The sequence below is a fragment of the Streptomyces sp. NPDC058000 genome, assembly GCF_042886435.1.
Taxonomy (GTDB): domain Bacteria; phylum Actinomycetota; class Actinomycetes; order Streptomycetales; family Streptomycetaceae; genus Streptomyces.
Window position 1 is genome coordinate 61441 of the sequence record NZ_JBHVQS010000032.1, and the last position, 11949, is coordinate 73389.

The 11949-nt window shown below is 68.2% G+C and carries 9 protein-coding genes, 1 tRNA gene and 1 pseudogene; 7 read left to right on the forward strand and 4 right to left on the reverse strand.

What is annotated here, in order from left to right; all coding sequences use genetic code 11:
- Positions 1–390: 390 nt before the first annotated feature.
- Positions 391–1422, reverse strand: a complete 1032-nt coding sequence (locus ACFVT2_RS26700) for a GDP-mannose 4,6-dehydratase (RefSeq protein WP_390021940.1) — start codon at positions 1420–1422, stop codon at positions 391–393.
- Positions 1423–1812: 390 nt separating this feature from the next.
- Here ACFVT2_RS26700 and ACFVT2_RS26705 point away from each other — a divergent pair, with 390 nt between their 5' ends.
- The 3 genes from ACFVT2_RS26705 (at position 1813) to ccrA (ending at position 6939) form a co-directional block, all read left to right on the forward strand.
- Positions 1813–3621, forward strand: coding sequence for an ABC transporter ATP-binding protein (locus ACFVT2_RS26705; RefSeq protein WP_390021941.1), 1809 nt, complete (start codon positions 1813–1815; stop codon positions 3619–3621).
- Positions 3599–5407, forward strand: a complete 1809-nt coding sequence (locus tag ACFVT2_RS26710; RefSeq protein ID WP_390021943.1) for an ABC transporter ATP-binding protein — start codon at positions 3599–3601, stop codon at positions 5405–5407. Before ACFVT2_RS26705 ends, ACFVT2_RS26710 begins: the two co-directional genes overlap by 23 nt.
- A 182-nt stretch (positions 5408–5589) precedes the next feature.
- A complete protein-coding gene (gene ccrA, locus ACFVT2_RS26715) occupies positions 5590–6939 on the forward strand; it encodes a crotonyl-CoA carboxylase/reductase (protein WP_390021944.1) in 1350 nt (449 codons plus the stop codon).
- Positions 6940–7230: 291 nt separating this feature from the next.
- Here the strand turns inward: ccrA and ACFVT2_RS26720 are convergent, their stop codons facing one another.
- On the reverse strand, positions 7231–8442 hold the full coding sequence (locus ACFVT2_RS26720) for an FAD-dependent monooxygenase (RefSeq protein ID WP_390021946.1): 1212 nt from the start codon (positions 8440–8442) through the stop codon (positions 7231–7233).
- A gap of 168 nt (positions 8443–8610) precedes the next feature.
- Entirely contained in the window at positions 8611–8997 is a 387-nt protein-coding gene (locus ACFVT2_RS26725; protein ID WP_390021947.1) for a phage tail protein, read from the reverse strand.
- 407 nt (positions 8998–9404) lie between these two features.
- Here ACFVT2_RS26725 and ACFVT2_RS26730 point away from each other — a divergent pair.
- The 4 genes and pseudogenes from ACFVT2_RS26730 to ACFVT2_RS26745 all read left to right on the forward strand — a co-directional run.
- A tRNA-Met gene (locus ACFVT2_RS26730) sits at positions 9405–9478 on the forward strand.
- 373 nt (positions 9479–9851) lie between these two features.
- The gene (locus ACFVT2_RS26735; RefSeq protein WP_390021948.1) at positions 9852–10085 is read left to right on the forward strand and encodes a hypothetical protein; all 234 of its coding nucleotides are present in this window, start codon (positions 9852–9854) and stop codon (positions 10083–10085) included.
- Positions 10086–10267: 182 nt separating this feature from the next.
- Positions 10268–10783, forward strand: coding sequence for a type II toxin-antitoxin system Phd/YefM family antitoxin (locus ACFVT2_RS26740; RefSeq protein WP_390021949.1), 516 nt, complete (start codon positions 10268–10270; stop codon positions 10781–10783).
- A gap of 72 nt (positions 10784–10855) precedes the next feature.
- Positions 10856–11140: pseudogene (locus tag ACFVT2_RS26745) on the forward strand (transposase); the annotation flags it as partial.
- Positions 11141–11384: 244 nt separating this feature from the next.
- Here the strand turns inward: ACFVT2_RS26745 and ACFVT2_RS26750 are convergent.
- A complete protein-coding gene (locus ACFVT2_RS26750; RefSeq protein WP_390021951.1) occupies positions 11385–11726 on the reverse strand; it encodes a hypothetical protein in 342 nt (113 codons plus the stop codon).
- Positions 11727–11949: the final 223 nt, after the last annotated feature.

Here is an 11949-nt window from a genome sequence, read left to right on the forward strand (position 1 = left end):
CGACTCCGCTTCTGGTAATGGATGTTCCCGCAGCAGCGTCACCACGGCGGGGGTCTGACGGCCGGGGAAGAAGCGTCCGCCCCGATGCGGAAGGCGGACGAACTGGCGCGGGCGGTCCCGCGCCGGGCCGTGGCACCGGGCCGGAGCCCTTACACGGCGATCGTCGTCATGGCACTGGCCCCTCCTCCTGGCGATGGCGCCGGACCGGTCCACCGGGATACGGCGGCCGATCGCCGGCCCGGTGTTCACGCCCTCATTCCACCGGGAGGATCACGGGAAATTCCGTAGTGTCCTTGACTCCGTGTGACGACGCGGTCGCCGTGCCGAAGCGGTACGGGATACCCCCGGGCACACGCCGCGTACCGAGGTATCCCGTGCGCCCCGGCCGGATTACCAGCTACCGGCCAGCAGCAGATCCCCGTACTCCCGCTCGCGGGACGCCTGGCGCAGGTCGGAGTCGACCATCATGCGCATCAGCTCCGGGAAGTCGACGCTGGGCTCCCAGCCCAGCTGGGTGCGGGCGCGCTCGGCGTCCGCGCACAGGATCTCCACCTCGGCCGGGCGCACCAGCGACGGGTCGATGCTGACGTAGTCCTCCCAGTTCAGGTTCACGTGGTCGAAGGCGATGCGGACGGCGTCGCGGACCGAGTGCATCTGGCCGGTCCCGATCACGTAGTCGCCCGGCTCGTCCTGCTGGAGCATCAGGTGCATGGCGCGAACGTAGTCACCGGCGAAGCCCCAGTCGCGCACGGCGTCGAGGTTGCCCAGGGACATCTTGTCCTGGTAGCCGAGCTTGATGCGGGCCACCGCGAGGGAGATCTTCCGGGTCACGAACTCCGCTCCACGGCGCGGCGATTCATGGTTGAACAGCATGCCGGAGACCGCGTACATGCCGAAGGACTCGCGGTAGTTGCGGGTGATGAAGTGCCCGTAGGTCTTCGCCACGCCGTACGGGCTGCGCGGGCGGAAGATGGTGGTCTCGCACTGCGGGGTCTCGGCGACCTTGCCGAACATCTCCGACGAGGACGCCTGGTAGAAGCGGATCTGGCCGCCGTCGCTGCTCCGCGAGCCGTTCAGGCCGCTGACCATGCGGATCGCCTCCAGCATGCGCAGCACGCCCATGCCGTTGACCTCGGTGACCAGTTCGGCCTGCTGCCAGGACATCGGCACGAACGAGATCGCGCCGAGGTTGTAGATCTCGTCGGGCTGCACCTGGTCGACCGCCGACACCAGGCTGGCCTGGTCCATCAGGTCACCGTCGACGAAGTTCAGGTCGGAGACGAGCCGGCTGACCCGCGACTTTCGGGGATTTGCCTGACCCCGTATCAGGCCCGTCACTTCGTAACCCTGTGAGAGCAGGTACTCGGCCAGGTAAGAGCCGTCCTGACCGGTAATTCCGGTGATCAGCGCACGCTTGGACATCGCATTCCTTTCATCCGCATAGAACAGACCGCCCAAACGCAGAGCCGAGTCTGCTACTTGACCTCTTGGCGTCGAATGGCGTCGATGGGCATCGAAAACGCCGCGGTCCGGACGCCGGGTAAACGCACGCTTCCAAGCGGCCGGTCGTGGTGTCAAGAAATTCCGGTAACACTACGGAATTCCGGAGTCCCAACCCTCGTGTGCTTGTGGCCTGTTCGAGACCGGGATCACCGGCTCCCGTGCGGCCCTCGCGGCAACGGCAGCCCTCAGGACACTACGGATTTTCCGGTGTGCGGTGCGGTGCACTGTCCGGACGTGCCCCGTCCAGGCCCGGTGGGCGCCTCACCCGCGCCACCGACCGGACCTGCCCGCCTCTTGGAGCGTCGCCCGGTGCTGCTCAAAATCCTGCGAACCCGACTGCGTCCCCACCGGCGCGCCGTCGCCCTGCTGGGGCTGCTCCAATTGGCCCAGATCCTGGCCACCCTGGCCCTGCCGACGCTGGGCGCCGCAGTCATCGACAACGGCGTGATCAAGGCGGACAGCAACTACATCGCCCGGACCGGCCTGGGCATGCTGGCCGTTGCGCTCGTACAGGTCGCGGCATCCGTGGGCGCGGTGTCCCTGAGCGCGCGGACGGCCATGGCGATGGGCCGCGACCTGCGCTCGGCCGTCTTCCGCCGGGTGCTGGACTTCTCGGCCCGCGAGGTCGGCCAGTTCGGCACTCCGTCGCTGATGACGCGTACCGTCAACGATGTCCAACAGGTGCAGATGCTGGCGCTGTCCGCGTTCGGCGTCGCCGTGTCGGCGCCCCTGATGTGTCTGGGCAGCATCGTGCTCGCACTCCAGCAGGACATTCCACTTTCGCTGCTGCTGGTGGCACTGATGGTGGCCCTCGGAATGTCCTTCGGTCTCATTCTCGGCCGCACCGACCCGTTCTACGACCGTATGCAGAAATACTTGGACCGCGTCAACGGCCTGCTGCGCGAACGCATCACGGGAGTCCGCGTCGTACGGGCTTTTGTGCGCGACGGACACGAAGGCGAGAGATTCGGCCGAACCAATTCCGAATTGTGTGACATCTCGTTGCGCGTCGGCCGGCTGCTGGCCACCATCGTTCCCGTCGTACTGCTGGTCCTGAACGGCTTCATGGCGGCGGTGGTGTGGTTCGGTGCGCACCGCATCGACGCCGGGGCGATGCGGTTCGGTGCGCTCAGCGCGTTCCTGAGCTACCTGACGCTGATCCTGATGTCGGTGGTGATGGTGACCTTCGTGTGCCTGGCGATGCCGCGGGCGAGGGTCTCGGCCGAGCGCATCCAGCAGGTACTGGCGACCGAGCCGAGCGTGACCACGCCGGCCCGGCCCGTGCGCACCGCGCCCGCCACCGGCCAACTGGCCCTGCGTGACGCCGGGTTCCGGTACCCGGGAGCCAACGAGCCGGTACTGAGCGGGATCGACCTGAGCGCCGGCCCCGGCGAGACGGTGGCGATCCTCGGCAGCACCGGAAGCGGCAAGACCACCCTGCTCAACCTCGTCCTGCGGCACTTCGACGCCACCGAGGGCTCGGTCCACGTGGGCGGCGTCGACGTACGCGCCCTGGACGCGGAGACATTGCGCCGCACCGTCGGCTTCGTCCCGCAGCGGGCGTACCTCTTCTCCGGCACCGTCGCCAGCAATCTGCGGTTCGGCAACCCCGACGCCACCGACGCCGACCTCTGGCACGCGCTGGAGATCGCGCAGGCCCGGGATTTCGTTCAGCGCCTGCCCGAGGGGCTCAACTCGCCGATCACGCAGGGCGGCACCAATGTGTCCGGCGGACAGCGGCAGCGGCTGGCGATCGCCCGCACCCTGCTGCGCAGACCGGATGTCTATCTCTTCGACGACTGCTTCTCCGCGCTGGACTACGCCACGGACGCCGCGCTGCGGGCCGCCCTGGAACCGGAGATCTCCCGGGCGACGGTGCTCACCGTCGCCCAGCGCGTCAGCACCGTCCAGCACGCACAGCGCATCGTGGTCCTGGACGCGGGTCGGGTGGCCGCCACCGGTACCCACCAGGAACTGCTGCGCACCAGTACGGCGTATCGGGAAATCGCCCGGTCCCAACTCACCGCACTCACCGGCCACTACGGCGGCTCCGACTCGGACGCCGAAGCCGCCACGACCCCTCAGGAGGCTGTCCATGGTCTCGGCGGACAGCTCTGACCGCGGGCGGCGCAGCCCCGCCCGCCACATGCTGGGACTGCTGCGACCGCACCGTGCCCTGGTTGCCGTGGCCGTCGCCCTCGGTATCGGCGGCGTCGTGCTCAACGCGGCAGGCCCGATACTCCTCGGTCGGGCCACGGACCTCCTCTTCGACGGCATCCGGCACGCCCATGGATCCCGAGGAGTCGACTTCGACGCGATCGCCCGGGTGCTGCTGATCGCGCTCGTGCTCTTCGTCACCGCCTCCTTCCTCACCCTCCTCCAGGGCCGGCTGGTCTCGACCGTCGTGCAGCGCGTGGTCTTCGCGCTGCGCCAGTCCGTGGAGGCCAAGCTCGCCCGCCTGCCGCTGCGGTACTTCGACCGCCACCCGGCGGGCGACGTGCTCAGCCGGGTGACCAATGACGTCGACAACCTCCAGCAGACCCTCCAGCAGACCCTCAGCCAGCTGATCACAGCGGTCTTCTCGGTGCTGAGCATGCTGGTGCTGATGCTCGTCATCTCGCCGCTGCTGGCACTGATCATGCTGGCCTGCCTCCCGGTGTCCGTCGTGCTCGCCGCCCGGATCAGCAAGCGCGCACAGCCGCGGTTCGCCCACCAGTGGTCCGTCACCGGAGCGCTCAACGCCCACGTCGAGGAGGTCTACACCGGTCACGCGCTGGTCAAGGGCTTCGGCCGGCGCGAACAGGCCGAGCGCGCCTTCGACGAGCACAACGAAGCCCTCTACCGCGCCGGCGCACGAGCCCAGTTCGTCTCCGGCGCCATCGAGCCGTCGATGATGTTCGTCTCCAACCTCGGCTATGTCGTCGTGGCGGTCGTCGGCGCGCTGCGCGTGGTCGCCGGGGCCCTGTCCATCGGCGACGTCCAGGCGTTCGTCCTCTACTCCCGGCAGTTCAGCCAGCCGATCGTCGAGGTCGCCGGCATCGCCGCCCGCCTACAGTCCGCCCTCGCCTCCGCGGAGCGGATCCACGACCTCCTGGACGAGGACGAGCAGCGACCCGACTCCGACCGTCCCGCGCGTCTCCACAAGGTCGGCGGACACGTCCGGTTCGACAAGGTCCACTTCCGCTACTCCCCCGGCACCCCGCTCATCGAGGACCTCTCCCTCACCGTCGAACCCGGCCAGACCGTGGCGGTCGTCGGTCCGACCGGCGCGGGCAAGACCACGCTGGGCAGCCTCCTCATGCGCTTCTACGAGACCGACGAGGGGCGCATCCTCCTCGACGGCACCGACATCACCACCCTGACCCGCGAGGACCTGCGCTCCCACATCGGCCTGGTGCTCCAGGACGCCTGGCTCTTCTCCGGCACCATCGCGGAGAACATCGCCTACGGACGCCCCGACGCCACCCGCGAGGAGATCGTGGCCGCCGCCCGCGCCACCTGCGCCGACCGCTTCATCCGCACTCTGCCGGACGGCTACGACACCGTCCTGGACGAGGAGTCGACCAGTGTCAGCGCGGGCGAGAAACAGCTCATCACCATCGCGCGGGCCTTCCTGGCACGGCCCTCGATCCTGCTCCTGGACGAGGCAACCAGCTCCGTCGACACCCGCACGGAGACCCTCATCCAGCAGGCGATGCACTCGCTGCGCGCGGGCCGCACCAGCTTCGTGATCGCCCACCGCCTCTCCACCATCCGCGACGCGGACCTGATCCTCGTCATGGAGAGCGGCCGCATCGTCGAGCAGGGCACCCACGACCAACTCCTGGCCGCCGCAGGGCCCTACGCCCGCCTGCACTCGGCCGCAGGGCGCGGTGCCGGGCTGGAGGACGCCACACCACGTTGAACCGGTCCGCCCCCGAGCCGTCGTTCGCGTTGCTGAGCCGACGGTGGCCTCCAGGGGCTACGGACCTGCGAAGAAGACGAGACCCGCGACTCCCCCACCCGACGTCCTCGTCCCCACGCTGGGGCGCCCCACCGCCCCACACCTCACAATGCGACGAAACGCCCAAAAGGAGCCGATCCACCATGCCCGACAGTCATGCCCGGAGCGAGTTGCTCGCCGCGATCAGCACACCCGACCGCACCCCCGAGGACATCGCCGCGCTCCCCCTGCCCGAGTCCTTCCGGGCCGTGACCGTCCACAAAGAGGACACCGAGATGTTCCGCGGCATGCCCAGCGCGGACAAGGACCCGCGCAAGTCACTGCGGGTCGACGAGGTACCGGTGCCCGAACTGGGGCCCGGCGAGGCCCTCATCGCGGTGATGGCCAGCTCGGTCAACTACAACACCGTGTGGTCGTCCCTCTTCGAGCCGCTGCCGACCTTCGGCTTCCTGGAGCGCTACGGGCGCACCTCGCCGCTGGCCGCCCGCCACGACCTGCCGTACCACATCCTCGGCTCCGACCTGTCCGGCGTGGTGCTGCGCACCGGCCCGGGAGTGAACGTCTGGAAGCCCGGCGACGAGGTCGTGGCGCACTGCCTGTCGGTGGAGCTGGAGAGCCCGGACGGGCACGACGACACGATGCTCGACCCGGCCCAGCGGATCTGGGGCTTCGAGACCAACTTCGGCGGCCTGGCCGAGATAGCCCTGGTCAAGTCCAACCAGCTGATGCCCAAGGCCGCCCACCTCACCTGGGAGGAGGCCGCTGCCCCGGGTCTGGTGAACTCCACCGCCTACCGTCAGCTGGTCTCCCGCAACGGCGCCGGCATGAAGCAGGGCGACAACGTGCTGATCTGGGGCGCCAGCGGCGGTCTGGGCTCGTACGCCACCCAGCTCGCCCTCGCCGGCGGAGCCAACCCCGTCTGTGTGGTCTCCAACCCGCGCAAGGCCGAGGTGTGCCGGGCCATGGGCGCGGAGGCGATCATCGACCGTTCGGCCGAGGACTACCGTTTCTGGAGCGACGAGCACACCCAGAATCCGCGGGAGTGGAAGCGGTTCGGCGCCCGCATCCGGGAGTTGACCGGCGGCGAGGACGTGGACATCGTCTTCGAGCACCCCGGCCGGGAGACCTTCGGGGCGTCCGTCTACGTCACCCGCAGGGGCGGCACCATCGTCACCTGCGCCTCGACCTCCGGCTACCGCCACGAGTTCGACAACCGCTATCTGTGGATGCACCTCAAGCGCATCGTCGGCACCCACTTCGCCAACTACCGCGAGGCATGGGAGGCGAACCGCCTCGTCTCCAAGGGGAAGATCCACCCCACCCTCTCCTGCACCTACCCGCTGGCCGACACCGCGCTCGCCGTCCACGACGTGCACAGCAACGTCCACCAGGGCAAGGTCGGCGTGCTGTGCCTGGCCCCGACGGAGGGCCTGGGCGTGCGCGACGAGGAACTGCGGGCGAAGCACATCGACGCGATCAACCGGTTCCGCTGACCACTCCCGTGGCCCGGGGCCCTGCCCCCGCCCGCCACGAAGCCCCCCAGAGAAGGATCTACCGTTCGAAACGACGCTGTTGAGCAATTCCGCCCCCGTTGCGTTGCCCCGTCGAGTAGCTCGACGGGGCAACGCTGTGCGAAGCAGCCGGTGCGCAAGTCCTGTGATCCGCGGCCTACCGGCGGGGCAACGGCCGAACGCCGGCGCCGCGCGGGTCCTCGTGGAAGGACCCGACGCGGTACCGGCAGGAGCGGCGGGCTCGCCCACCACCCCCGACCTCATCCGCTCAGGTCACCCGCCGTGCCGTGCCGTCATCGCGAAGTCAGGCAGGCGGAGCGCGTCCGCGGGCGGGCTGAACAGTCCACCCGAGACATCTCCGAGCCGATTGACCAGCGGACTGGTGGCCGTCCGCAGGCCGGTCCAGAGCAACGATCGCTGCCGTCGGGTGCGGGGAAAGAGGATCCGCGGGAGCCCCGGACGGAGTTGCTGGGCCCTCCCGACGAACGGGCGCATGATCGCCTCGTACCGGGCGAACGCGGTGTGCGTATCGGTGTGGTGGGCGAGCTCACCGGCCAGAACGTACGCGCCGGTGAGGGCCAAGGTCGTGCTCATACCGCTGATCGGCGAGGCGCAGTAGGCGGCGTCCCCGAGGAGCACGACCCGGCCGCGGCTCCAGCGCGGGAGCCGGGCCTGACCGAGCGCTTCGAAGTACAGGGGGGCTTCGTCGAGGGCGTCGAGGATCCGCGGGGTTTCCCAGCCCACGTCGTCGAATGTCGCGCGCAGGATCGTGACGACCTCGTCGCGGTCGAGGCGATCGAGACCGCGCACGGAGCCGAACATGTTCAGCCCGGCCCGAATGGTTCCGACATCGTCCGGCCGCAGGGTCACGCCGCGGCCACGGTCGCAGATCAGCCACCGCCACCGGTTGTCGTCGGCGTCGGTGCGCGGAATCGTGAGGTAGGCGCTGTAGAGGCCGAGTTCGCGCAGGCGGACATCCGGTATCACCATCGAGCGGGTGCGCGAGCGGAGCCCCTCGGCGACGACCACCGCATCGAACCGGCGGGCCGATCCGTGGAGGAACTCGACGTCCACGCCGTGCCCGTCGTCGTGCAGCGCGGTGATCTGGTCGCCGAAGACGTATGCGGCTTTGGTCGACGAGTGGTCGTAGAGGATCTGCCCGAGTCGCCCGCGCAGGATCTCCAGCTCGGCGGTGCCACCCGAGGTGTCGTCGGTGCCGGCGGCGAAACGTGCGAGCGGCCGGCCTCGCTCGTCGACGAAGTCCAGGCCGGTCTCGCGCGTGTGAGCGGCGCGCACGGCGTCTTCGAGACCCATCCGGCGCAGCACTTCGCGGCCGCTACCGCGGATGTCGATGTTCTGGCCCTCGTCGCGCAGCCGGTCGAAGCGTTCGACGACGGTGGCGTCCCAGCCCGCCTGGGCGAGCCAGGAGGCAAGGGCCGGTCCCGCAATGCTGGCGCCGGAAATGAGGATGCTCGGAGAGCTCATAGTGGCTGGCCTTCCCCTTTTGGTCACAGGTGCGAAGCCCCATGGCGTCACGCGCAGATACCTACCCCGCGGGATACCTGAGAACGACGGGGACGCGCGATCCGCTCCGCCCGGCCGGAAAAGATCGCCGTCGCCGCACAACGCGCCGCCACCAGTTGCGGGACGACCTCAGACGATCTCCATCCTGCTGAAGATGATGCTGATCGACTCGCCCACCACTTTGTAGATCCAGGCGTCGGTGAACTCCCACCGATTCATTTGCTGATTGTTGCCGTCGAACGTCGTGACGGCGAAGTTCCTCCCGGCATTCGGGCCATTGCTGATCGCGGCGTTGATCCAGTCGTCGAAAAGATCGCTGTGTACCGAGCCGCGTGTCACGGTGATGTGGTTCCCATACGGAGCGTCCATGGTGCTGATGTTCTCGGCGTCCTGGCCGTTGATCTGGAGGCTGAACATACGTCGCGCTACCCAACTCTCGACGGGCGGCTGCCCGCCCGGCAGCCGGGGGCGGGCCGGCGACGGCCTGCGGGGGCGGCAGTTGCGAACGCTGGACACGTGGGTGAGCCCCTTCGACGGTGCGGTAGGTGCGGGGTCGGGAAGACCCGAGCGTGCGGGGTGATCCGTCCGGGCCGCAACGAATTCCGAGCAGTTCGGGACGCTGGAACGCGAAAAGGGGCTCTGACCAGGAGAAACGCAAGCCGCCTGGAACGCGGGAACGGGACGCTCCAGGCCACGAGGGCGGGGGACGACGCTTCGCATCAGCCCCACCGAAGCCGCTGACGCTCCTGCCCCGGAGGGTAGGGCGACCCGCTCCAGGACTGGCGGCAGCTCAGGCTCCCAGCCGGCGCACGGGACGCCGTAGGCGAGACGGACCGAGCAGCTGAGCACGGCGAGCCCGTCCGACCGAGCCCGAACGTCGATTCGACCGATCCCCGCTATTGCCGTAGAGTTCACCACGTCGTCGCGGGGTGGAGCAGCTCGGTAGCTCGCTGGGCTCATAACCCAGAGGTCGCAGGTTCAAATCCTGTCCCCGCTACTCGAAAGTGAAGGCCCGGTGGATTCCACCGGGCCTTCGCTGCGTCCTGACTCGGCAACGTCAGCAACAGCCGTTACGACTCTCCCCATCAGGGACGACTGACGAATCCCGCGTACCGCCCGCCATTCCGCTTCCCGCTCGCCAATCCACTTGCCGCTGCCATTTTCCGGGCTGCATTGAGGTCCAGACGGGGGATGCCCCTCCCCGATCCGAGCGCATCCGAACGGGCTTATCGCGAGGCGTTCGACTGAGCCGTCGCGAACCCAACCCTGGCCCGAATGCATCGTCGATATTCGGCGGGACCGAGCACCGGTCACAAGTCGAAAACACCAATCCGCTCGCCAAGGACCGGCTGGACACCATGGTGCCGTCGATGCCATTCGGCCGGCCCTTCGCCGAACCACGGGGGTCGGAGCATGTCTGGTACTTCGCCGAGGAGATCTTCCTCAAAGCCGGCGGACACGGCACCCGCAGCCCCTGGCACGGCATAGAGGAGTTCGTCCGGTTCAAGGACAGATACCTCCCCTCCCGCTATCCGTCGTGGACCGCCGTCGGAGTGCCCCAACTGGGGCGCGCATCGAGTGGTGATCAATCTGCGGGATGGTGACTGTGCGCTTCAGTCGGCCAGCGAGCACCTCAGTTGGCCACTTCCCCAGCACGCCCCAGGCGATAGTGCTCGTCCAGAACCCTCCTGCCCCGACCAGGAAACCCCGGCGGCCATCAGGGCGAAGCCCGGCACCGCGACAGCAGCAGAGACCTGCCCAACCCCGCCCGGTAGCGTGCGGCTCTATGGATGATGTCGTGAAGATCGTCATTGAGCGTCGGTACGCCCCGGACCCGATCGACTATGAGCGCCTGGTCTCGCTGGTCGAGTCCACCGGCGAACCCGTCGTGCTCACTGACGGCGGCATGCCGGTGAGTGTGCTGTTCCCGACGGGGGTGGTGGTCGCGCTGGAGCACTGGGTCCGCGTCGACTACCCCACACCCACACCGATGTCGCAGGGCGAGGAAGAAGAAGAGGAAGAGGAAGACGCGAACGAGACGACGTGGGACGTCGGTCGGCTTCGGATCGAGCCGTTGGCCAGACCGCAGGAGTACGGGCCCTACACCCGGTATGTACGCGCCGATGGCAGGCGCGTGAGCTTTGCCCGGGGCGGGATGGTGGTGGCCGTGCAGCTGACCGCCGACGAGGCAGCGTGGCTTGAGGACAAAGCCACGCAGACGCGCCAGGGATTCATGGACCCCAAGCAGGCAGCGGCGTTCGAAGAGTTCCTGGCCCGACAGCCACCGGTCGGCGAGCAGTGACTTTGAGGCGGTCCCAGCCTCAAGCCAGGAAGGCCAATCGGCCAACTACGACGCTCAGACTGACCAACCGCACTGCTCAACCACAGGGATTCACCCTCGCGGCGGCCCCTTTCCGGTAGACCGTCGTGCACGACTCAGGTGCAGTTGACCGACGAGGAGTGGGAGTTCATCAGGCCGTGCCTGCCGATCGGTGAGTACGGTCTCTACCCCGAACTGCTGCGGCAGCAGTTCGAGGGTGAGATCTGGCGGTTCAGGGCGGGCGGGCAGTGGCGGGAGATGCCGCGGGAGTTCGGTGCCTGGCCAACCGTCCACAACCGCTTGAGGCAGTGGCGTGACGCGGGCGTCTTCGAGGCCCTGGGAAGCCGGCAGGACCAACGCGGCAGCAGTTACACGGTGAAGCACGTGGAAGGGCGGCAATTCGCCAACTCCCGCCCTTCCACGTGGCCACAGCCCATCCAACTTTCGCCACAGAGGTGACGGACTCCCCAAAGGGCGGCGGTGCACTCCTCGCCGATGCTCTCAAGAACCGTTGAGGAACTGTCGCCGGTCAAGAACAAGTCCCGGTGCCCAGACGGCGGCTCGGCACCGGGACTGACTGCCTTTACTTCTGGAAGGCGCCGTTGTTGCAACCCATGGTGGAGCCCAGCTTGCTTTGCTGGGCACCCGCGGCGCCCTCACCGTTGAGGGCGTTCCCCAGCACGCCGTCGAGGACGCCGACCGCGCCGAGGACGTCGATGTTCAGGTCGTGGGACCGGCACTGGGTGCCCTGGGAGACGTTGAACAGTCCATCCTTGCCGCCTCCCCTTCCGCCGCCCTCCTCGTCGCTGGAGAAGGAGTTCATCCCGCCTTGGCTACCACCATGGGCGTTTGCGGTGCCGGCACCGAGGAGGCCAACGCTGCCCAGTACGGCGATAACAACGGCGGCCTTACGAAGCTTGCGCATTTCATCTCCGGTAGGTCGAACGGAAGCGATCAGAAGTTGATCGACTTCGTACGGCTATGGAAACTAATGCGTAAATGCGTCCCAACTCCTCTGTGACACGCGGAATTTCACGACTGCCACGAACTGGATCCACCCCGCTTATCGGATAACCCGCGCTCTCGGTGGCGCCTCGCGGGTTGGCATCAGCCGCAGTACAGGGATCGGGGATAGCCGGGCGCACCAT

Bases quoted from the DNA above. Each gene is read 5' to 3' on its own strand.
- ccrA (WP_390021944.1), top strand. From the start codon at position 5,590: ATGCCCGACAGTCATGCCCGGAGCGAGTTGCTCGCCGCGATCAGCACA.
- ACFVT2_RS26750 (WP_390021951.1), bottom strand. From the start codon at position 11,726: ATGCGCAAGCTTCGTAAGGCCGCCGTTGTTATCGCCGTACTGGGCAGC.
- ACFVT2_RS26740 (WP_390021949.1), top strand. From the start codon at position 10,268: ATGGATGATGTCGTGAAGATCGTCATTGAGCGTCGGTACGCCCCGGAC.
- ACFVT2_RS26700 (WP_390021940.1), bottom strand. From the start codon at position 1,422: ATGTCCAAGCGTGCGCTGATCACCGGAATTACCGGTCAGGACGGCTCT.
- ACFVT2_RS26710 (WP_390021943.1), top strand. From the start codon at position 3,599: ATGGTCTCGGCGGACAGCTCTGACCGCGGGCGGCGCAGCCCCGCCCGC.
- ACFVT2_RS26720 (WP_390021946.1), bottom strand. From the start codon at position 8,442: ATGAGCTCTCCGAGCATCCTCATTTCCGGCGCCAGCATTGCGGGACCG.
- ACFVT2_RS26735 (WP_390021948.1), top strand. From the start codon at position 9,852: ATGCCATTCGGCCGGCCCTTCGCCGAACCACGGGGGTCGGAGCATGTC.